This is a genomic window from Lysinibacillus sp. BSL11, from assembly GCF_052928325.1.
Genome location: NZ_JAVGCX010000001.1, coordinates 322,600 through 344,826, shown reverse-complemented (window position 1 = coordinate 344,826; position 22,227 = coordinate 322,600). Strand labels below are relative to the sequence as shown.

At 38.5% G+C, this 22,227-nt stretch carries 24 protein-coding genes; 20 read left to right on the top strand and 4 right to left on the bottom strand.

Going from position 1 to position 22,227, the window contains the following annotated elements; genetic code table 11:
* Positions 1 to 7: 7 nt before the first annotated feature.
* The 3 genes from greA to mtnN all read left to right on the top strand — a co-directional run bounded on the left by greA (position 8) and on the right by mtnN (position 2,052).
* Positions 8 to 496 carry a transcription elongation factor GreA gene (greA, locus tag RCJ95_RS01765; RefSeq protein ID WP_004226860.1) on the top strand — a complete coding sequence of 163 codons (489 nt, stop codon included), beginning with the start codon at positions 8 to 10 and terminating at the stop codon, positions 494 to 496.
* Positions 497 to 639: 143 nt separating this feature from the next.
* The gene (locus tag RCJ95_RS01760; protein ID WP_221679989.1) at positions 640 to 1,299 is read left to right on the top strand and encodes a YrrS family protein; all 660 of its coding nucleotides are present in this window, start codon (positions 640 to 642) and stop codon (positions 1,297 to 1,299) included.
* A 60-nt stretch (positions 1,300 to 1,359) separates the two neighbouring features.
* Positions 1,360 to 2,052, top strand: coding sequence for a 5'-methylthioadenosine/S-adenosylhomocysteine nucleosidase (gene mtnN, locus RCJ95_RS01755; protein WP_257520228.1), 693 nt, complete (start codon positions 1,360 to 1,362; stop codon positions 2,050 to 2,052).
* Between the two features lie 330 nt (positions 2,053 to 2,382).
* Here mtnN and sigK read toward each other — a convergent pair whose 3' ends face one another.
* Positions 2,383 to 3,090, bottom strand: a complete 708-nt coding sequence (gene sigK / locus RCJ95_RS01750) for an RNA polymerase sporulation sigma factor SigK (RefSeq protein WP_004226867.1) — start codon at positions 3,088 to 3,090, stop codon at positions 2,383 to 2,385.
* Between the two features lie 86 nt (positions 3,091 to 3,176).
* The gene (gene pssA / locus RCJ95_RS01745; protein WP_048392670.1) at positions 3,177 to 3,677 is read right to left on the bottom strand and encodes a CDP-diacylglycerol--serine O-phosphatidyltransferase; all 501 of its coding nucleotides are present in this window, start codon (positions 3,675 to 3,677) and stop codon (positions 3,177 to 3,179) included.
* Positions 3,678 to 3,813: 136 nt separating this feature from the next.
* Here pssA and RCJ95_RS01740 point away from each other — a divergent pair, with 136 nt between their 5' ends.
* The 12 genes from RCJ95_RS01740 to RCJ95_RS01685 all read left to right on the top strand — a co-directional run bounded on the left by RCJ95_RS01740 (position 3,814) and on the right by RCJ95_RS01685 (position 13,476).
* Positions 3,814 to 4,596 (top strand): phosphatidylserine decarboxylase, encoded by a 783-nt coding sequence (locus RCJ95_RS01740; protein WP_221679993.1) that lies wholly within the window; start codon positions 3,814 to 3,816, stop codon positions 4,594 to 4,596.
* Between the two features lie 36 nt (positions 4,597 to 4,632).
* Complete coding sequence (locus RCJ95_RS01735) at positions 4,633 to 5,154, top strand: YqeG family HAD IIIA-type phosphatase (protein ID WP_058844216.1); 522 nt, start codon at positions 4,633 to 4,635, stop codon at positions 5,152 to 5,154.
* Complete coding sequence (yqeH, locus tag RCJ95_RS01730) at positions 5,151 to 6,254, top strand: ribosome biogenesis GTPase YqeH (protein ID WP_004226877.1); 1,104 nt, start codon at positions 5,151 to 5,153, stop codon at positions 6,252 to 6,254. Before RCJ95_RS01735 ends, yqeH begins: the two co-directional genes overlap by 4 nt.
* A 31-nt stretch (positions 6,255 to 6,285) precedes the next feature.
* Positions 6,286 to 7,116, top strand: coding sequence for a shikimate dehydrogenase (gene aroE, locus RCJ95_RS01725; RefSeq protein WP_320939695.1), 831 nt, complete (start codon positions 6,286 to 6,288; stop codon positions 7,114 to 7,116).
* A 5-nt stretch (positions 7,117 to 7,121) separates the two neighbouring features.
* Positions 7,122 to 7,424: a ribosome assembly RNA-binding protein YhbY gene (gene yhbY, locus RCJ95_RS01720; protein ID WP_004226882.1), complete on the top strand. Its 303-nt coding sequence runs from the start codon at positions 7,122 to 7,124 to the stop codon at positions 7,422 to 7,424.
* A 9-nt stretch (positions 7,425 to 7,433) separates the two neighbouring features.
* Complete coding sequence (locus RCJ95_RS01715; RefSeq protein WP_446721825.1) at positions 7,434 to 8,024, top strand: nicotinate-nucleotide adenylyltransferase; 591 nt, start codon at positions 7,434 to 7,436, stop codon at positions 8,022 to 8,024.
* Complete coding sequence (yqeK, locus tag RCJ95_RS01710; protein WP_048392153.1) at positions 7,993 to 8,565, top strand: bis(5'-nucleosyl)-tetraphosphatase (symmetrical) YqeK; 573 nt, start codon at positions 7,993 to 7,995, stop codon at positions 8,563 to 8,565. The genes RCJ95_RS01715 and yqeK overlap by 32 nt, the downstream gene beginning before the upstream one ends.
* On the top strand, positions 8,562 to 8,906 hold the full coding sequence (gene rsfS / locus RCJ95_RS01705) for a ribosome silencing factor (protein ID WP_004226890.1): 345 nt from the start codon (positions 8,562 to 8,564) through the stop codon (positions 8,904 to 8,906). The genes yqeK and rsfS overlap by 4 nt, the downstream gene beginning before the upstream one ends.
* On the top strand, positions 8,907 to 9,644 hold the full coding sequence (locus RCJ95_RS01700; protein WP_221680003.1) for a class I SAM-dependent DNA methyltransferase: 738 nt from the start codon (positions 8,907 to 8,909) through the stop codon (positions 9,642 to 9,644). It abuts the gene before it with no gap.
* A 239-nt stretch (positions 9,645 to 9,883) separates the two neighbouring features.
* Positions 9,884 to 10,510, top strand: coding sequence for a helix-hairpin-helix domain-containing protein (locus RCJ95_RS01695; protein ID WP_257520226.1), 627 nt, complete (start codon positions 9,884 to 9,886; stop codon positions 10,508 to 10,510).
* A gap of 105 nt (positions 10,511 to 10,615) precedes the next feature.
* The gene (locus RCJ95_RS01690; RefSeq protein ID WP_004226897.1) at positions 10,616 to 11,185 is read left to right on the top strand and encodes a ComE operon protein 2; all 570 of its coding nucleotides are present in this window, start codon (positions 10,616 to 10,618) and stop codon (positions 11,183 to 11,185) included.
* A gap of 14 nt (positions 11,186 to 11,199) precedes the next feature.
* Entirely contained in the window at positions 11,200 to 13,476 is a 2,277-nt protein-coding gene (locus tag RCJ95_RS01685) for a DNA internalization-related competence protein ComEC/Rec2 (protein WP_446721824.1), read from the top strand.
* Positions 13,477 to 13,504: 28 nt separating this feature from the next.
* On the opposite strand, the gene RCJ95_RS01680 is transcribed toward RCJ95_RS01685, so the two are convergent.
* Positions 13,505 to 13,642 carry a YqzM family protein gene (locus tag RCJ95_RS01680; protein WP_004226902.1) on the bottom strand — a complete coding sequence of 46 codons (138 nt, stop codon included), beginning with the start codon at positions 13,640 to 13,642 and terminating at the stop codon, positions 13,505 to 13,507.
* A gap of 165 nt (positions 13,643 to 13,807) precedes the next feature.
* Between RCJ95_RS01680 and holA the strand changes: the two genes are divergently transcribed.
* Complete coding sequence (gene holA, locus RCJ95_RS01675; RefSeq protein WP_446721823.1) at positions 13,808 to 14,818, top strand: DNA polymerase III subunit delta; 1,011 nt, start codon at positions 13,808 to 13,810, stop codon at positions 14,816 to 14,818.
* Positions 14,819 to 14,913: 95 nt separating this feature from the next.
* Here the strand turns inward: holA and rpsT are convergent, their stop codons facing one another.
* On the bottom strand, positions 14,914 to 15,162 hold the full coding sequence (rpsT, locus tag RCJ95_RS01670; protein WP_004226906.1) for a 30S ribosomal protein S20: 249 nt from the start codon (positions 15,160 to 15,162) through the stop codon (positions 14,914 to 14,916).
* 163 nt (positions 15,163 to 15,325) lie between these two features.
* On the opposite strand from rpsT, the gene gpr reads away from it, so the two are divergent.
* The 4 genes from gpr (at position 15,326) to lepA (ending at position 22,124) form a co-directional block, all read left to right on the top strand.
* A complete protein-coding gene (gpr, locus tag RCJ95_RS01665) occupies positions 15,326 to 16,342 on the top strand; it encodes a GPR endopeptidase (protein WP_221680011.1) in 1,017 nt (338 codons plus the stop codon).
* Positions 16,343 to 16,462: 120 nt separating this feature from the next.
* Complete coding sequence (gene spoIIP, locus RCJ95_RS01660; protein ID WP_312128417.1) at positions 16,463 to 17,317, top strand: stage II sporulation protein P; 855 nt, start codon at positions 16,463 to 16,465, stop codon at positions 17,315 to 17,317.
* Positions 17,318 to 17,900: 583 nt separating this feature from the next.
* A complete protein-coding gene (locus RCJ95_RS01655; RefSeq protein ID WP_446721822.1) occupies positions 17,901 to 19,778 on the top strand; it encodes an acyltransferase family protein in 1,878 nt (625 codons plus the stop codon).
* 519 nt (positions 19,779 to 20,297) lie between these two features.
* The gene (gene lepA, locus RCJ95_RS01650) at positions 20,298 to 22,124 is read left to right on the top strand and encodes a translation elongation factor 4 (RefSeq protein ID WP_004226914.1); all 1,827 of its coding nucleotides are present in this window, start codon (positions 20,298 to 20,300) and stop codon (positions 22,122 to 22,124) included.
* Positions 22,125 to 22,227: the final 103 nt, after the last annotated feature.

The following is a 22,227-nucleotide window of genomic DNA, read 5'->3' as shown; positions in this document are numbered from 1 at the left end:
AAGGACTTTGGCAAATGAAAAACAGTACCCTATGACAGCTGAGGGAAAACGTAAATTAGAAGAAGAATTAGTAAAATTAGAAACTGAAACACGTAAAGAAATCGTTGAACGTATTAAAATAGCACGTGATTTTGGAGATCTTTCTGAAAACGCTGAGTACGATTCTGCAAAAGAAGAACAAGCCTTTTTAGAAGGTCGTATTTCAACATTAAAATCAATGATTCGTAATGCAGTGATTATTTCTGAAGACGAGACAGATAACAGTGTAGTATCACTAGGGAAAACGGTTACATTTGTAGAAATCATCAATGGTAAGCCATCAACAGATGAAGAATCTTATACAATTGTTGGTTCTGCTGAGGCAGATCCTATGGAATTCCGTATTTCGAATGAATCACCAATTGCAAAAGGTCTACTTGGTCGTGCTGAAGGTGAAGAGGTTGTTGTTCAAACACCTGGCGGCGAAATGAAAGTGAAAATTCTCTCAATTAAATAATATGTATATGTACAAGCAGTTAGCCTTTGGCTGACTGCTTGTACCATTTTTAGCGTGAAAACTATGTAGTAAAATAATGAGTAGAATTATTTTGCAAGTGCTGTCGAACTTGATAGAATATTGCCTAGAGAGGGGGAGACATTATGAGTGAACGACAAACTCGAAGTGGTCGTCATTTGCAGCCATCTCGTAATAAAAAGCTAGATAAACTATTGAATGTTTTAATTGGTGTTGTGGTTGTACTCATTATTATCACAGCAACCTATGTGTTTAAATGGCAAGATGATGCAGATCAAGCAGTGAAAGAGGATCCAGCTCAAGAAGAACAGAGCGGTGATGATGAAAAAGAAGTAGAGAAAGAACCGACGGATGAAGAAAAAGAAGATCTCGCTGTAGAAGAAGATAAACCTTCAGAGGAAGAGTCGGAACCTGAGACATCCCAGCAAGAACAAGGCACAGCAGAAGAATCAGCATCAGATAATCCTATTGTTGAGAAGGTTATCACGAATAAAAATTGGCAGCCAACACCTACAACCCAAACAGGTCAGCATGTGTCTTCATATGACGACAAGTCTGTAGACTGGGCTGAGAAAGTAGCAACAGTATCTACTGTGACAGGTATTGACCAAAGCAATATGATCATCTGGCGTATGCAAAATAATGGTGGTCCTAATTCATCCATTGCTACTGTTTCTACAAATGATAAATCTCAAATGTATCGTGTAAGCATGGAATGGGTTGATAATGAAGGTTGGAAGCCTGTGAAGCTAGAGCAACTAAATACATTAGAAGGCGCCTATTGACGAAAATTACTCTTTTTATTATTTTTAATAGAGTTGATAAAAGAAGGGAAGTAACAGTACATGAAAATTGCAGTAATTGGCGCAATGGAAGAGGAAGTGGAGCTTCTAAGAGCAGCATTAGACAATGCACACAGCACAACGATTGCGGGTAGTGAGTATACAACAGGAACTTTTGAAGGGAAGGAAGTCGTATTATTAAAAAGCGGTATTGGTAAAGTAAATGCTGCTATGTCTACGACAATTCTTTTACATGAGTTTAAACCAGATGTTGTCATTAATACAGGCTCTGCAGGTGGATATGATGAAGCTCTTGAGGTAGGCGCTGTCGTTATTTCTGATGAAGTTCGTCACCACGATGTAGATGTCACAATCTTTGGCTATGAAATTGGACAAATGGCTGGTATGCCAGCAGCCTATAAATCAGATGAGAAATTGATGAAGGTAGCTGAGGAGGCTGTGAAGGCAGTTGGAGAGCACCAGTATGGCGTTGGTTTAATTTGCTCTGGAGATGCTTTTATGAATGATCCTGAACGTGTAGAGGCTGTTCGTCGTCATTTCCCTCAAATGAAAGCTGTAGAGATGGAAGCAGCCGCAGTTGCACAAGTTTGTTATCAATTTGCTACACCTTTTGTAGTCATTCGTGCATTATCAGATATTGCAGGTAAAGAATCGAATATTAGCTTCGATGAATTTTTACCAGTTGCTGCAAAACATTCGACACAAGTCGTATTAAAAGCAATTTCCTCACTATAAACTACACAGAATGGTCAAAATGTGTGGTTTATTCTGTGAGAAAAATCACAGTTAATACAAAAAACAAATGCTACACTGACATTAATAAATCTCTTCATAATAGAATGGGAGGCTTTCATGATGTTATTTTTAACAGCAGGTGTAGTCATTATTACAACTTTAATAGGTACGTTGATTTCAGCAGAACTCTCTGAATCAGCACATTAGTATGACGGGAAAGCTCCCTTGCGACATAGTCATGTTGCAGGGGAGCTTTTTATATGCCATAAAATAGGCATATTCTTCCGCCATTGAAGGATTGAATTTTTTTCATAACCATTTTACAATATATTATTCAATAGTTTTTTGGTCTCGTTTATATAGTTGATAGAGTTTAATAAGTGCCCGTTTTTCAATGCGAGATACATAGCTACGTGAAATATTTAAGCGTGCTGCAATTTCCTTTTGCGTAAGTGCATCCTGTTGATTTAATCCATAACGGAGTGTCACAATTTCGAGCTCACGTTCATCGAGCATATGCAAATAGTGGTATAGTTGTGCTACATGCTCTTTATGCTCTAGCTTCTCTGTGGCACTTTCTTCATCACACTGAAGTAAATCACGAATTTGCAGTGCGTTCCCATCTTTATCAGTTCCAATCGGCTCAAATAGCGAAACGTCTTTTTGCACTTTCTTTTGGGTGCGTAGATGCATTAAAATCTCATTTTCAATGCAACGAGCTGCATATGTGGCAAGTCGAGTTTTTTTATCAGGGGTATAGCTCTCAACGGCTTTCATTAGTCCAATTGTTCCAATGGAAATATAATCATCGAGTTGCTCATGTTTTGGATGGAATTTTTTAACGACATGCGCGACAAGCCTCATATTACGTTCTATTAGATCAAGACGTGCTTGCTCATCGCCACCTAAAAATCGTTCAATACAAGCAGCTTCCTCTTCTTTTGAAAAGGGTTTATGGAATGTTTGCCCCTTTAAATAGCCAAGCAATGCAGGGATTTCAAGCCATAACTGCAACATCGATGTAAAAATTCCGCTCATTGAATGATTTCATCCTTTCCCCATTTTTCGACAGTATATGTTTAAAAGCAGTGGGAAATGAAAAAAGTGCAACAGCAAATGTGCTGTTACACTTTTTTTAACGTAAATGTACTAATCATGAGTAAAGCTAAAATGGGGAAAAGGAAAAGATAAAATGCCGGATGGAACGTATAAGCTGCGAAATACGTTAAAGTTAAGAACGTACCTGCGGCTGTAATTGGTAAACCTGTGAAATAACCGTTCGCTTCGCTAATATTGAAGCGAGCTAAACGCATAGCGCCACAGACGATAAATAATACGGCCATCATCATGCCGACAAAACCAAAATCAACTAGAACAACTTCATACATTAATAATGCAGGCGCCACACCAAATGATATAATATCACTCATAGAATCTAATTGTTTACCTAATTCTGACACTTGTCCGAGCGCTCTCGCTACCTTACCATCGTAGCGATCAAGAAGAGCTGCTATAAAGATAAACAAGACACTATAGCTATAGTATTCATGTAGAGTGGCCATAATAGCCGCGCCTCCAAAGGACATATTACTAATTGTTATGAAGTTAGCTGCGTGCGATTTCATTTTCTTAACCGTGGTATCCACCAACTTGTGATAAAAAAACAAGGGGGATCACTCCTTTGCACTTAAGATATTGTACCATTATACTTCGAATGCGAAAAAATTGACAGTCTAAATTAATGGATAGGGGTTTTACTGTATGAAAGAAAAACTATATCAACGCTTGATAGAACTAACGAATGGTAAGCAATCTTCCCATCTTTTGCAAACAATTGCAAAAGCGAAGTGGAGTAAACGTATAATTCCAAGCTACATGAAGTTATACGATATTAACCTTGAAGAAGTTTCAAAAAAACAACAACAATTTTCGTGTTTACATGATTTTTTTACAAGAGAACTTATTGAAGAAGCTCGCCCTATTGAAAAAAATCCAACTGTATATGCCAGCCCAGTAGATGCAAAAGTGGAGTCCTTTGGACGTATTGAATGGGATATGACATTTCTTGTGAAGGGTAAGCCTTATGCATTACAAGATTTACTTGGCAATACAGAACGAGCTGCACAATATGCAGACGGACATTATATCGTTTTTTATTTAAGTCCGGCTGATTACCATCGTATCCATAGCCCGATAGATGGAGAAGTCTTACGACAATATACACTTGGTCAGAAATCTTATCCTGTGAATCAGTTAGGTCTTACATACGGTAAAAAACCAATTTCTCATAATTATCGTTTAGTGACTGAGCTGAAAACAGCAAATAATCAGCATGTTGCATTGATCAAAGTAGGTGCGACCTTTGTGAATTCCATTGTGCTTACCAATACAACAACGAAATGGCAGAAAGGGCAAGAAGTTGGTTATTTCTCATTTGGTTCTACTGTTGTGATGCTGTTTGAAAAGGATACAATTAAATTTACGGATAATGTTGTAAAAGGAAGCCCAATTCGAATGGGTGAAGCCTTTGCAAATATGCTATAATGGTCGAATAATACGTTAAGATTAGGGGTCGCTATTTTGTATAATTTTTTATTACCGAACGAATTTGTGACGAATATTTTTGAAATTACGCCGGAAAAGTTACAGGAATTAGGGATTAGAGGAATCATTACGGATTTAGATAATACGCTTGTTGAATGGGATCGTCCAGATGCAACAGAAGAGCTAATCATATGGTTACGCATTATGAAAGAATCAGGTATTCGTGTTATTATTGCGTCAAACAACAATGAAGCTCGTGTAAAGCATTTTGCTGAGCCGTTAGGTATCCCTTATATTCACAAGGCGAAAAAGCCACTTCGTAATGCTTTTTATAATGCACTGATTCAACTAGGCTTGCGTCCAAATGAAGTAGTAATGGTAGGAGATCAACTCCTTACGGATGTTATGGGAGCAAATCGCTTAGGCTTACACACAGTGCTCGTGAAGCCTGTTGCACAATCAGATGGGCTTGTAACAAAATTGAATCGTTTTATTGAACGTCGCGTATTTAATGATTTGAAACGAAAAGGAATTATAACTTGGGAGGAACAAGAATGATTGAAATGCCAAATTGTATTGGCTGTGGTACAACAATTCAAACAGAAGATAAAACAGCAGTTGGGTATGCACCCCCATCATCATTAGAAAAGGATGTGGTCATTTGCCAGCGTTGCTTCCGTTTGAAAAATTACAATGAAATTCAACCAGTATCGTTAACAGATGACGATTTTTTACGTATTTTAAATGGTCTTGGTACACAGCAAGGCTTAATCGTAAAAATTGTTGATATATTTGATTTTAATGGAAGCTGGCTACCAGGGCTTCATCGTTTTGTAGGGAAGAATCCTGTCCTATTGATTGCCAACAAAGCTGATTTATTACCAAAGTCAGTGAAGCCCAAAAAAGTTATCAACTGGCTGAAACGTGAAGCAAAGGCTCTTGGACTACAGCCTGTCGATGTCCTATTAGTCAGTGCCCATAAAGGCAAAGGGATGGCAGAAGCAATGGAAGCCATCGATGAATATCGTAAAGGACAAAATGTATATGTTGTTGGCTGTACAAATGTTGGGAAATCTACGTTCATTAACCGAATTATTAAGCAGGCAACAGGTGAGGGTGAAGTGATTACAACCTCACACTTCCCAGGTACTACTTTAGACATGATTGATATTCCATTGGATGATGGTAGTGCATTATATGATACGCCAGGTATTATTAATCATCATCAAATGGCTCATCATATTGATTCCAGTGAATTAAAATATATTATGCCGAAAAAAGAAATTAAGCCGAAAGTCTATCAACAAAATGCAGGGCAAACTCTATTTATTGGTGCATTGGCAAGATTTGATTTTATTCAGGGTGACCGTTCTGCCTTTACAATCCATGTGGCAAATGATTTACCAATTCATCGTACAAAGCTTGAGAAGGCAGATGCGTTATATGAAGAGCATAAAGGAGAATTATTGGCACCCCCAACTGCGGACTTTATCGACCAGTTACCGCCATTGGTTCGTCACGAATTTTCCATCAAAGAAGCGAAAACAGATGTTGTATTTTCTGGGCTTGGCTGGATTACCGTTCAACATGCGAATGTAGTAGTAGCAGCTTACGCACCAAAAGGTGTACAAGTTTCAATTCGTCCTTCGCTGATCTAAATGGAGGACATAGTAGAGAGAGGGACTAAAAATGAAGAAATGGTTTGCAGTTATGGGTGATCCAATTGAACATTCAAAATCACCTGCCATGCACAATGCTTGGTTTGAGGACATGTCAATTGATGCGACATATATTCCTTTACATGTAACGCCTGATCAATTAGAATCTGCTGTTGCTGGTTTGAAGACATTAGGGGCAAGTGGCTGGAACGTGACCATTCCTCATAAAACAGCAATCATTCCGTATCTAGACGAGCTAGATGAGCTGGCACAAAAAATGGGCGCAGTGAATACAGTCGTACGAACAACAGAAGGAAAGCTAAAAGGCTATAATACAGATGGTATTGGATTTGTTCGATCACTTGAAGAAGCCGTTGGGGTTTCTCATAAAGACAAGCCTGTATTACTTGTTGGTGCTGGAGGTGCTGCTCGAGGCATTGCCTTTGCTATGCAGCAACAAGGCTATCGTCATGTAACCATCGCCAATCGTACGGTGACGAATGCACAAATGATTATTGATGAAATGGGTATGGGACGTGCCATTTCATTACAACAAGCGGAAGAAACGCTAGCTGATTTCAGCATTATTGTGCAAATGACATCAGCTGGCCTTTCCACGGGTAATTTTTCAATGCCATTTTCATTAGATCGGCTGATGAAAGAAGCAATTGTTGCGGATATTGTGTATAATCCATTAATGACGCCTTTTTTACAAGCGGCTGAAGAAAAAGGAGCAACGATTATCACTGGCTTAGGAATGTTTGTCCATCAAGGAGCCATCGCTTTTGAACACTGGTTAGGAGACTATCCAAATACAAATTCAATGATTGCGCAACTGAAGGCGCAATTAGGAGGAAACTAATTTTTATGTTAACAGGTAAACAGAAACGTTTTTTACGTGCAGAAGCACACCATTTAACACCGATTTTCCAAGTGGGAAAAGGTGGCGTTAATGATGAAATGACAAAGCAAATTCGCGAGGCATTAGAAGTACGTGAATTGATTAAAGTACGTATTTTAGATAACTGTGAAGATGATAAACATGAAGTCGCTGAAGCATTAGCCAAAGGCGCTCATGCGGAGCTTGTCCAATTAATCGGTCTGACAGTTGTTTTATATAAAGAGTCCCGCAATCATAAAAAGATTGTATTACCAAAAGTAACGAAATAAGGTGAGACGATGAAAAGGGTCGGTTTACTTGGAGGTACATTTAACCCACCACATATGGGTCATCTTTTAATGGCAAATGAAGTTTTACATTCGCTAAAACTTGATGAAATCCGCTTTATGCCTAATGCCATCCCACCACATAAGCATGCACGTTTTGATGCTAGTAATGTTGAGCGACTTGAAATGGTAAAACGTGCGATTCGTCCATTTCCTTATTTTTCAGTAGAGTCGTATGAGCTTGAGAAGGGTGGCGTATCCTATTCCTATGAGACACTTTCTGCATTGTGTATAAGAGAGCCGAATGTGAAATTTTACTTTATCATCGGTGGTGATATGATTGATTCGCTACATACATGGCATTGTATAGATGATTTAGTGAAACTTGTTCAGTTTGTCGGAGTAAAGCGTCCAGGGACAGCCGCGGCAACAGAGTACCCTATACGTATGGTGGAAATACCTCAAATCGATTTATCGTCCACACTGATTCGTGAACGCCTGGCTACAGGAGGAACGGTGACATTTCTACTACCAGAAGCTGTAGAGACGTTCATACGAGAGGAAGGTCTTTATGGAACGCGAACAGTATTTAGCGGCGATTAAGCCAAGAATGCCTGAAAAACGTTATATTCATACAGTCGGAGTGATGGAAACGGCCATCAACCTAGCTCATAAATATGGCGAGGACGTAAAAAAAGCTGAAACAGCAGCTATCCTCCATGATATTGCTAAATATGCTGATATTGAGTGGATGGAAAATATCGTTCGTGATGAAAAATTAGATGAAAGACTGATTGGATGGGGTAGTGAATTACTACATGGTCCAGTAGGTGCATATATAGCACAAAGTGAGTTTGGTATCACAGACGAAGAGCTGTTGAATGCTATTCGTTTCCATACAACTGGGCGGGCTAATATGAGCCGTTTAGAAAAAATTATTTTTGTCGCAGATATGATTGAACCGAACCGTCGATTTGATGGAGTTGATCGTCTGCGCAAAAAAGCACAAAAAAATTTGGATAAGGCGATGAGTGCATGTGTACGCCATACTTTGGCATTTTTAATTGACACAAAGCAGCCGATTTATCCTTTATCTATAGAATGTTATAATGATATGATGAACAGAGAGGATAGTGAAGGATGACTTCAACTTTATTACAAGCAGCGTACAAAGCAATTGACGACAAACATGGTGAGGATATTGTCGTTTTAAATATGCAAGGAATTTCCCTTTTAGCAGATTATTTTATCATTGCTCATGGTAACTCAGATCGCCAAGTGCAAGCCATTGCACGCGAATTACAGGATGTAGCTGAACAACAAGGCTATGAAATTCGCCGTGTCGAAGGATTTGATGGAGCTCGTTGGGTACTAGTTGACCTAGGCGATGTTGTGGCACATGTATTCCATAAGGATGAGCGTGCTTATTATAATTTAGAGCGTCTTTGGGGCGATGCACCGCAACTAGACATGCCAGAGGCCTAAGTGAGTTACGAACGCTTTGCTCATGTCTATGATGAGCTGCAAACGGATATTCCTTACAATCTTTATGTAGATTGGGTTGTACAGCATGCACCAAGCAGCCAGTACCCAAAACTGTTGGATATTGGTTGTGGCACTGGTGTACTTAGCTTGTTATTTGCAAAGTCTGGTTATCAAGTCAGTGGAATCGATTTATCAGAAGAGATGCTGTCCATTGCCGCAGAACGCTTTGCTGGTGCAGGCTACCATGCACCATTATACTGTATGTCTATGGTCGAACTAGATGGCTTTGAGGAAATCGATGTTGTCACAATCACAATTGATTCCTTGAATTATGTGGTAGAGGAGCACTCTGTTTATACGACATTAGAACGTATCTATACGGCGTTGCGTGATGGAGGTCAGCTGTTTTTTGATGTTCATTCGTTATTTAAAATGAATGAGATTTTTTTAGATGGTCCGTTCACATATGATGATGGTGACATTAGTTATATATGGCATACGGAGCCTGCCGACTTTGAACATTCGGTTATTCATCAAATGACCTTTTATGTACGAGATGACGCAAGTGAATTATATGAACGCTTTGATGAGGAGCACGTGCAACGTACTTACACTATCGAGCAGTATATGGCTTGGTTGCGTGCCATCGGTTTTAGTCATGTGGAAATTACAGCAGACTTTACAGATGAGGCACCTGATGAGGAAAGTGAACGCATTTTTATTCGTGCAGTGAAATAAAGAAAAGGGAGCTACACTGTGTAATTGGCAGTGTGGCTTTTTTGATGGATAGAAAGGTTAAAGTAGCGGATAGAAAACTTGAATAGGCGGATAAAGAGGCTAAATTGTCGGATAAAACCTGTATAGAAGGATAAAAAATCTAAACTCCTGACGATTTTTTATCATTTTCAACCACCCATCCATAGTGTAAGATATATATAACTCCATATGATGACCTTTCGCAAGGAAAGGATGGTACTGTGCTACAATGTTTATGGCAAAAGTACAAAAAAAGTATGTTATTCCCCAGCATACTAGTCGTCAGTGGACTTTGTTACTTCTATTTTTCGAGTTCTGACTCTTCACCTCCCCAAGAAGAGCTCATCGAAACAATCCAACCTATTGAAGAAAAAAATTTGAGTGAATCTGCTGAGGAAGCGGTTATGCAGCAGCTATTTGTGGAAATAAAGGGTGCGGTAATGTATCCAGGCGTTTATGAACTTGAGCAAGACCAACGTATAAAAGATGTTGTACAGCTTGCTGGAGGCTATACAGAGAACGCTGACACACAATTTATCAATCATGCCCAAAAGGTACAGGATGAAATGGTAATCTATATTCCTATCAAGGGCGAACAGCTAGAGGAAGGAGCCTCTTCTCTGTTAACGCTACCTACTGAGACGAATAAGGAGCAAAAGATTAATATTAATAAAGCTGATGTAGCAACGTTAGCAACATTGCCAGGAATCGGTCCTTCTAAAGCACAAAGTATCCTAACGTATCGAGAGGAAAATGGGCAGTTTCAAACCATAGATGACTTAAAAAATGTTAGTGGTATTGGTGATAAAACATTTGAGAAGCTAAAGGATGCAATTACCGTAAAGTAATGCTTTTACATGATGGTATATTGACGCCCCTTTTCTAAAAGGGCTACACTATAGTAGAAAAGCAAGAGAAAGTTAATTTGTTAGACAATTTTTGGAGGTAGTCATATGGAGCGAATTACTTGGGATCAATTTTTTATGGCACAAAGCCATTTACTCGCATTACGCAGTACATGTACAAGACTAGCTGTAGGAGCAACTGTTGTACGGGACAAACGCATCATTGCAGGTGGTTATAACGGTTCCATTACAGGGGACGAGCATTGTATCGAAAAAGGATGCTATGTGGTTGATAATCATTGCGTCCGTACCGTGCATGCTGAAATGAATGCCTTACTGCAATGTGCTAAATATGGAACACCGACAAAAGGTGCTGATTTGTATGTAACACATTTCCCATGTTTACCATGTACAAAATCTATCATTCAAGCTGGCATAGAACGTGTGTATTATGCAACGGATTATAAAAATAATCCCTATGCACAGGAGTTATTTGCAAAAGCTGGAGTGGAAGTAGTTCATGTACCCTTTGATGAACGTAAAATTGATTTTTTACGAGATGACAAGCTAGCTTTGTATACAGAAATGCTGCACGAGCTTCGCGAGAGTGGGGTTTCTGCTGAAAAATTGCTCCCATATGAACAGAAGGTGAGTGCATTATTTGGCATCAAGCTTTAAAGCATAGATGGATTATGGTAGCTCTTGCTGTACTGATAGCTGCTATGGCGATATACAAATCAGTATGGCTACTCATTTTTTTATTGCTACTAGCCCTGTGGCTCACCATAAAAGGTGAGTCACGTTTTCTTGCAATTTTTGTACTAACAAGTGGTCTACTAACTTATTTTTTCCTTTCTATCAATCATCTGACGGAACCTTCTCCTTTACCGTCAACCTTCCCTATAACTTGGTCAAATGACTATAAAATAAATGGGCAAAAACTCCGTGGGTTTGCTACAACAACAAATGGTGAAAAACTTTACGTGGTTTATACCTTTTCTTCGGAACAAGAGAAAAATTTTTATGAAAACACCTCATTAACTGGAATGACATATTCTGCAAAAGGTGAACTTGTGACTCCCTCTCCAGCTGCACATGCTTATGCTTTTTCCATGTCAACCTATTTAACGAGCAAAGGAGCAACAGGCGTCGTTGAAATCGCAAATTGGAACTATATAGGAAAACGAACCTCCATCTTCACTATTCTTGCCGAAGTAAGACACAATATGAAAAAGCATATAGAGAGAACTTTTCCTAAATCACTTGTAGCAGAGGCTCAAGCACTTTTAATAGGGGTGCAAGATCAGATGGAGGATGAACTGCAGCGTGCCTATCAAAAGCTCGGTATTACCCATTTATTTGCGATTTCTGGGCTACATGTCGCGCTGATGTCTTGGCTCTTTTTTGAAGGATTACTGAGAATCAGAGTTCGCAAGGAAATGGCTACTGTCGTGCTATTGATCCTCTTACCGATTTATGGAGTTATTGCAGGTGGAGCACCTTCCGTATGGCGTGCTGTTTCTGTAGTAGAGTTGATGATGTTACTGCGCTTTTTTAAGTGGGTTCTTTCGATCGATGATGCATTAGCTATTAGCTTTATAGGCTTTGTTTTGCTTGAGCCAGGTGTTATTTTCCAGATTGGTTTCCAGCTATCCTATTTAGCAACCGTTAGTCTTCTTTATTCTGGTATTATTTTTAAGCAGACAAGAACTTGGCTAGGTCGTTCTTTTTTTATCACATTCGTGTGCCAACTGCTCGTTTACCCACTATTACTCCATCATTTTTATGAATTATCTTTATCCTCGTTTTTTGTCAATATTGTTTTTGTTCCACTGTTTTCCTTTGTTATATTACCCTTTAATTTGATAGCCTTTGTACTATCTTATCTTTCTTTACCACTTGCTAATGTCCTATTTGCTGGCTATGAACCACTGCGTAAATGGCTGACCGAAATAATCCTTTCTATGCAAGAGCTTCCTTGGCAATTATGGACACCAGGCAAACCATCAATTTGGCTGAGCTGCGTTGCGATGTTAAGTGTTTTAGTGAGCCTCTATTATTTGGAAATAAAACGATTCAGGAAAGCTATTTTGATCCTTGTCATCCCTGCTATTTGGATTCATTTGGCACCCATGTTGTATAACGAAACAAAGATTACCTTTTTAAATGTAGGACAAGGAGACAGTATTATCATTGAATTGCCTTTTAGACGGGCTGTCTATGTTATAGATACAGGTGGAGTATTGCGCTTTGAGCAGGAATTGTGGAAGAAAGCAGATAGTCCTTATAAGGTAGGGAAGCAAGTTGTCGTCCCATTTTTAAAAGGCAAGGGTATACGTACTATCGATATTTTTATTGCTTCTCATGCGGACGCAGATCATATTGAGGGAGCAGAGGAAGTATTACAAGAGATTAACATGAAGGAAATACACGTTACACCTGGTTCATTGTATGAGCCTTTAATGCATGATTTATTACGAGAAGCCAATAAGCGACATATTCCTATTAAAGAAAAAATGAAGGGGACTTCGTGGCATGTAGGGGAAGCATATTTTTATTACTTATGGCCTGATGACGCCATTTATGAGGGAAATGATGATTCTCTTGTCATGTACATGCAGCAAAAAGCGTTTACAGCGTTATTTACAGGGGATTTGGAGCAATATGGCGAACAACAGCTGATCAATCGTTATGGACCTTTATTGGCCAATCTCACATTACTAAAGGCAGGGCATCATGGGAGTAAGACATCGAGCACAGAAGCCTTTGTCGAGCTGCTACAGCCCCAATTAACGGTTTTTAGTGCAGGTCTCCATAATCGTTATGGTCATCCACATGAAGAAGTAGTACAACGATTTGTCAGTAGACATTTAGTGACATGGACAACAGGGGTGAATGGATCAATCGAAATAAGTATTCGTGATAATCGCTGGTCCGTTAACGGAAAGGAAAAGGGCCTTGTCCAATGACCAAGGCCCTTTTCCTGCATAAGTCCAATTACTGTGATACAAATTCTACTATAGTTGCAATAATAAACATAAGCGTGAAAACGCCAAATGATACACCGAAGCCAACACCAGAATCGATGGCATCGTTACGTCGACATTGTATGTTTTTTCCTTCAAATGGATTCATTGTTATCCCTCCAATTCTGTTATTTATTATAAGACAACATGGTCATAAAAGCTATATCGAAAAGGTGATTTCCCCGTCTGGAAAGGAATCGACACAATTCGGTCAAAGACACAAAGGACTATGAAATCATGTATACTAATAGTATTGCTAGATGGAGGGGAAATTATGATTTCAACGGTTTGGAATACAATAAAAAAAGGTGAGCTTGCACCAGTATATTTGCTTGTTGGTGAAGAAAGCTATTTTATAGATGAAACCATTAAACGTTTAAAAGAGGCAATGGGTCCAGAAGAAGATCTGGAGATGACCACATTTGATTTAGAAGAAGTACCAGTAGATGTGGTCATGGATGAAGCAGATACCATTCCTTTTTTCTCAGAACGTAAGCTTATTATTGCTAAAAATGCTTCGTTTTTAAAGGCGACCGAGAAAGGGAAGGAAAAAATCGATCATGATGTGAAACGATTGGAAACATGGTTGTCGAATCCTTCTGATTTTTCCGTAACGGTTTTTATTGCCCCTTATGAAAAATTGGATGAACGCAAAAAAGTGACTAAAATGATGAAAGAGCATGCATTATTTGTACAAGCAGAAACACCAAAAGAGCAGGATTTAGCCGTATGGATTCAAGGCATTGTCAAAACACAAGGTAATAGCATTACACAAGATGCTATTGAATTGCTTGTTACGATGGTCGGAGCCAACATGCTACAATTACAGATGGAAATTGACAAGCTAACCCTTTATTTAGGTGATGGGGGCGAAATTACAACTTCTTTAGTGGAGGATTTGGTGGCAAAGACATTAGAGCAAGATGCCTTTAAAATGCTTAACGCATACTTGGCAAATGACTCTGTCGGAGCCTTGTCCATCTATCATGATTTATTGCGACAAAAACAAGAACCTATTATGTTAGTGGGCTTGCTAGCATCCAATGTTCGTACCATGTCAAATGTTTTTTATTTATTGAAAAAAGGTTATCACCCTCAACAAATTGCTAAAAATCTAAAAATTCATCCGTATCGCGTCAAACTTATGATTGAGCAACGGCATCGGCCTTCAGAAGAAAATTTGCTCCGGGCATTATATCAATTAGCAGAGGTTGATTTACAGCTTAAATCGTCTGGTGGAAATCGAGAGCGCTATCTAGAGCTATTTTTATTGCGCCAACTATAGGAAAAGAAAGCTGTCCAATAAGGGCAGCTTTCTATGTTCTCTATAAAATTAAAAAGATCAGCTACTCCTAATAGAGTATCTGATCCTTTAAACAATTACGCTTTTTTAGCAAGGCGAGACTTTTTACGAGCCGCCGCGTTTTTGTGGATAAGTCCTTTTGAAGCTGCTTTATCTAAAGATTTGAAAGCTGCTTGTAAAAGTTCTTGTTTGTTTTCAGCGTTAGCAGCAACAGCGTTTTCAGCTTTTTTCACTGTAGTACGCATTGCAGATTTAGCTTGAGAATTAGCAATGTTAGCTTTTTCGTTAACTTTTACGCGTTTAATCGCAGATTTAATGTTTGGCATATATTTCACCTCCTAAATTAGGTACGAGATGATATCTTCTCATTGATTTCTTGTGTCAATACAACAAAAATCATTTTAACAAACGCTTGGCCAAATTGCAATAGATAAATGCAAAGAATATTTGCTTGACAGTTTGAACAAACTACAGCTTGAGGTGAACTGTATGCAAAATTTTAATTGGCAACGAACAGATTTAATTGATGAATCAGAAGAGGTAGTTGTCCATCAGACCAAAGAGCAAAAAGAAAAGCTTGAACAATCAAGTGGCATTCAAATTGAAGATCGGAATGCTGGTAGAGTAAAAATTACAGATGTTCTTGTAGACGCTGAAGGGGAAAAGCAAATTGGTAAAAAGGAAGGGCAGTATATTACCCTTTCTGTCCCGACACTAACATTAGAAGATCAAGAAGGCTTTGCACAACTTGAACAAGAATTGCTTGTAAATTTCAAAAAAATGCATGACGCAATTTCTTGGCAAGAAGACGATAAAATTTTAATAGTCGGTTTAGGAAATCGCACTATTACACCCGATGCAATAGGTCCCTATTTAATTGACCATTTGCATAGTTTAGATGTCATTGATGAAAAATTTGTTATGTATGCTCCTGGTGTAACAGGACAAACAGGCTACGAAACAGGTGAGTTTGTGGCTGCTATTGCTGAACGTCTGCAACCGAAATTAATCATTGTAGTAGATGCACTTGCTACAAGAGCGAGTAATCGACTCTGTAAAACGATTCAATTAACAGATACAGGCATACATCCAGGTTCAGGAGTAGGTAATCAACGGCAAGAGATTTCCTATGAGATGCTTGGCATTCCCGTAACAGCAATAGGGATCCCTACCGTAGTAGATGCACCTGTCCTAATTGCAGATGCGGTAGAAACTATGCTCCGTTCGATAGCTGCTCGTGTGGCTGAACGCAGTAAACCGTCATCCAAGCTTTCATTATCCTCATGGCAACCAGATATCAACAAGGAACTGGATATGACATTAGTACAACCTATATTTGGAGAATGGGCGACATGGACGAAGGAGGAGCGGCAGCAGCTGTTTGAGGAAACCTTCGCTGGCTCCCACACACAATTGATGGTTACACCAAAAGAAGCAGACTATTGGATTGATCGCTATGCAAAATTAGTGGCTTCTATGCTTATGGATTGGGCAAGTGATTTATAAAATAATGAAGAAAAAACGCTTAGAGTAGTCCTTCTAAAACACGCTTATTTATGCGTAAAACAAGAAATTTATTTTCGTTCTAATTAACATCCCCCCTCCATACGATATGGGGAGGAGGGTGTGACTTTGCTAAAAAAACTACAATGGTCATTTGGTATATTATTGTTCTTTTTCGTATTACCTGTCATTGCTGGGCAACTTCCGTTCAACAAGCAAGCATCGACTCCGATCAAACAATCAGAAGATAAGCAAGTCGTGTTTGCTGCTACCAATTTAGCTGAACAAAGTGTACTGGAACAAACGAAAGAACCTGAACCAGATCAAGCCCTAGACCCGGACCCATTTAAAGTGTTAGTGTTATTTACCCATACGCATGAAGCATATGAACCCATGGTGAAAGCAGTGAGTGGTAAGGTAGCGACTTCTCATGAAACGGTCAATATTATGAGCCTGAAGGATAAGATTGTGAATCATTTTAATGTAAATGGTTTAAAGACGGATGTTCTTGATGTAGATATTATGAAGAAATTACAAGAAGAGGGTAAAGGCTATCATGAATCTTATAATGTGATGAGGCCATATTTAAGTAAGCATTTAGAGACAAATAGTTATGACCTAATAGTTGATTTACATCGTGACTCATTAAAACATGATCTTACAACGATCTCATATAATGGGGAAAATTATGCGAAAATCGCTATTGTTGTTGGGGCAGAGCATGCTAATTACCGCTGGAATACAGCCTATGCTGAAAGTTTATCATCCACACTAAACGCCATCGTTCCAAAAATTTCTAAAGGGGTTATTTCTAAAAGTGGTGATGGGGTTGATGGGCGATACAATCAGGATTTAGCAAAGCAAATGATGATTATTGAGATTGGTGGAATTGGTAATACTGAGGAAGAGGTTAATCGTACGATTGCTGTAATTGGTAAGGCTATATCAAAAGCATTTGTCAATGATTCAACAAAATAGACCAATCATATTAAAAAGTGGGACTCTTGTGGGCTCACTTTTTTTAATATTGTATGATAATAAAATTTCCAGAAATAATTCTCATTAATTGTCTTTCCATTGCTCCATTCTTGTCTTATAATTTTCAAGTTGGCTCGCGAATTTCATGATAAAACGTTAAATGAAGGCATATGCAAATAAAGCAAACATACTTTTGAAGTATATCCCACTTTTGGGAATGCCTTTTTAAGTCTATAGCAAATATACATATGAATTTTTAGAAGACAAAAAGTGATAACGTTTCATTTTTCTCTCAAACTTTTATCGTATTTCAATCGTCAAACATATAAGTGAATAAGCAAAAATAATAGAGAGGGGATGGTTATCAATCAAAAGGTTCTAATACGTGACAACAGGTTTTATATTGATGCAGAAGGGAATACCTTCAAAAAGCGTTACTCCTTGTTGCATTTGGATGTAACTATCATTTATCAGCCGTGGGCGGTTATTAGAGGTTGTGACAGCGACTTCTCATTGTACAGCTAGAAAATACCAAAACATTATACCGAAACGAAATTGAGAGATTATTGAAGGAAGGAATAGTATGTCAGGCAAGTCATTAAATCATCGTTATATTCCTGGACTAGACGGGATTCGAGCATTGGCTGTGTTAGCAGTTATTGCTTATCATTTTAACTTTAGTTGGGCTAGAGGTGGCTTTTTAGGAGTAGATATCTTCTTTGTGTTATCGGGCTATTTAATCACCTCTACCATCTTACCTTTAAAGGGCAATCAATTAACAGTCAGCCTAAAGAAATTTTGGGTGGGACGATTTAGAAGGCTACTACCAGCGGCCTACGTTATGATTGTTACATCATTTGTTTGGGCAATGCTCTTTCATAAAGAGCTTCTCCATACTTTGCGCGGGGATGCACTGTCCTCCATTTTTTATTCAAGTAATTGGTGGTTCATTTTTCATAAACTCTCTTATTTTGATAGTTTCGGTTCTCCATCACCTTTAAAAAACCTATGGTCATTAGCCATTGAAGAACAATTTTACTTGATTTGGCCATTGCTCTTAATGATTGGACTTTTTGTTGTTAAAAAACAAAATAAACTAGCAAATATCGTCTTTTGTGGTGCCCTTTGTTCAGCATTCGTAATGGCCTTACTCTATCAGCCTGGCGCTGATCCTAGTCGTGTCTATTATGGAACGGACACACGTTGTTTTGAATTATTAATAGGCTGTTGGCTAGCCCTTGTTTGGCCAATGAAAAGACTTTCTTCTCAAAAATTATCAGCGAACCATGTGAAGAAACTAAATACTATGAGTTTCATTTCACTTACTATTTTTTTAGTAAGCATAGTGTATGTGGATGAATATCAATCCTTTCTTTATAGAGGAGGTATGTTTTTATTTTGCTTGAATGCTGCCGTTTTGATTGCATGTATTTCTCATCCAGTCAGCATACTAGGAAAAATATTAGCATGGAAGCCATTATGTTGGATAGGCTCTCGTTCCTACGGAATTTATCTATGGCATTATCCTGTCATGGTTTTAGGGACACCCATTCATGAAATTGGTAATCCCTCCTATTGGCGAATCTTCCTGCAGCTTTTACTAATCCTGATGATTGCAGAGCTCTCCTATCGCTTCATTGAAATGCCCATTCGGAAAGAAGGGTTCCGAGTCTATTGTCAAAAATATTTGATTTGTAATAAAAATAAATGGGGAAGCCTTACTTTTCCACGAAAAATATCAACGGTTATGGTTCCACTTTTCCTGCTTGTATTTTTTACAGGCATGACAGGTGTAGTGGGTGAAAGTCAGCAAAACCCATCTAAAACGTTGCCAACAACGATAAAAATTAATGGCGATGACAAGCAGGACAAACAAGCTGAAGCCTCAAACGGCAAGCCTTCTCAAAGCAAGGATGAGGGAGTAGAGGATGTGCAGGAGATAGAAACGCCTAAGCAAGAAGAAAATAACACCATTATTGAGCCTGAAAAGGATGAGTTTTATCGTGGTATACTAGCCATTGGCGATTCCCTAATGATTGATATTGCACCGAGCTTACATAATATGTATCCGACTATTACAATCGATGGAAAAATAGGTCGTCAAGTTTCACAAGCTGTAAGACTTGCACCAAATTATGCAAGTTTTAATCAACCTCATCATGCAGTCATTCTACAATTGGGGACAAATGGTTATTTTACGACTGACCAAATGGATGCACTCCTTGAAGCTTTTTCAAATGCCGATATTTATTTAGTGAATACACGTGTGCCGCGTTCATGGGAAGCAAAGGTGAATGAAGCTTTACTGCAAAAAGCACAGGAACATGAGCGAATAACACTAATTGACTGGCATGCAGCAGCAATCAATCACCCTGAATACTTTGCCCCAGACGGTGTACATTTAGAGAAAAAAGGGGTAGAAGTTTTAACAAAGCTCATTCAACAATCCTTAAACAAATAAAATAATAAAGTCAGTATACACAGTTTTTTCTGCGTAGCTGACTTTTTCTATATCTTAGAAAGGGAACTATTTAATCTACCTATATGTTTTCTATTAGTTGTTGCTCCTGTATGGTAAGCTTGACATTTGACTTGTTCTATTGTGTGGAAGATGGTGCGTTGTTCATTCTTTCTTTTACGATCATAGTTTAGGTTGATAAAAATGGGGTTTTGTCCACGCTTTTTAGTAATATGGATGTTGATATCTTTAGGAGATAGCGGGCTTTTCTCGTTTGATCAAGGGAAGATTTATCCATCGAATCTCTCCTCATATCGAGTAGACGCATTTTTATTTCAACTGCTACACATCGAGCACTACTATAGCTGATTTGTCTGCATTTATATACTTAATATTGTAAAATTTAAAAACGATGTGAAACACTGAAAGTATTGATATTATAGGCTTTCAAGTCTAGTTGCTGTTGTACTTTGCGTAACGTTCATAGTATAATTCATTATAGTTTAATTAGGAGTGGAAAAGATGAACCGAGAAGCACGTTTAAAACGACAAGAGAATATACGAAATTTCTCTATTATTGCACATATTGACCATGGGAAATCAACGCTTGCTGACCGTATTTTAGAGCAAACAAAATCTTTAACTTCCCGTGAGATGAAGGCACAGCTCCTCGACTCAATGGATTTAGAGCGTGAGCGAGGCATTACAATTAAGTTAAATGCAGTTCAATTAAAGTACGAAGCAAAAGACGGCGAAGTGTATACATTCCATTTAATCGACACACCAGGACACGTCGATTTCACATATGAAGTATCACGTAGTTTAGCTGCTTGTGAGGGTGCCATATTAGTTGTGGACGCAGCACAAGGGATTGAAGCACAAACACTAGCAAATGTTTACTTAGCACTTGACAATGACTTAGAAATTTTACCTGTAATCAATAAAATTGATTTACCTGCAGCTGACCCTGAACGTGTACGTCAAGAAGTAGAAGACGTTATTGGATTAGATGCCTCTGAAGCAGTATTAGCTTCTGCAAAAGCAGGAATTGGTATCGAGGATATTTTAGAGCAAATCGTAGAGAAGGTACCAGCGCCAACTGGTGATCCAGATGCACCACTACAAGCTTTAATTTTTGACTCTGTTTACGATGCTTATAAAGGTGTTATCATTTCGATTCGTGTCATCAATGGTACTGTCAAGCCTGGCGATAAAATTCGCATGATGGCAACAGGTGCGGAATTCGAAGTTATTGAAGTTGGGGTACATACACCAAAAGTTGTGCCACAGGCTGAATTAACAGTGGGTGATGTAGGTTATTTAACCGCATCTATCAAAAATGTAGGAGACACACGTGTAGGGGATACTGTAACCTATGCGAATCGTCCTGCAGCTGAGCCATTAGCTGGATATCGCCGTTTGAACCCAATGGTCTACTGTGGTTTGTATCCAATTGATACAGCCAAATACAACGATTTACGTGAAGCGTTAGAAAAGCTAGAGCTAAATGATTCTGCTCTACAATATGAGCCAGAGACATCGCAAGCACTTGGTTTTGGTTTCCGCTGTGGATTCTTAGGATTACTACATATGGAAATTATTCAGGAGCGTATTGAGCGTGAATTTAATATCGACTTAATTACAACAGCACCTTCCGTAATTTACAATGTTCATATGACAGATGGTACTGAGCTTAAAGTCGATAATCCATCCTTTATGCCAGACCCACAAAAAATCGATCGTGTCGAGGAACCATATGTGAAAGCAACAATCATGGTACCAAATGATTATGTGGGTGCGGTTATGGAACTTTGTCAAATGAAGCGTGGTAATTTCATGACGATGGATTATATTGATACATCTCGTGTAAGTATTATTTATGAAATGCCATTATCAGAAATTGTCTATGATTTCTTTGACTATTTAAAATCAAATACAAAGGGCTATGCATCATTCGACTATGAACTTATTGGTTACCAGCCATCGAAATTAGTGAAAATGGATATTTTATTAAATGGTGAGCAAGTCGATGCACTAAGCTTTATCGTACACCGTGACTTTGCCTACGATCGAGGCAAAATCATCGTAGAAAAATTAAAAGAATTAATCCCACGCCAACAATTTGAAGTACCAATTCAAGCAGCAGTTGGACAAAAAATCGTGGCGCGTTCAACAATTAAAGCCATCCGTAAAAACGTATTAGCGAAATGTTACGGGGGAGATATTTCTCGTAAACGAAAACTTCTTGATAAACAAAAAGAAGGTAAAAAACGTATGAAACAAGTAGGCTCAGTCGAAGTCCCTCAAGAGGCATTCATGGCTGTGCTGAAGATGGATGATTCGAAGTAACATTGATATAACAGCGTTTATAGGGGTTTTTAATAATTGATTTTATATCAATTTGGTGGGGTTCCCCACCAATTCCCCACCATAAAAAAATAAGTTAGAAATT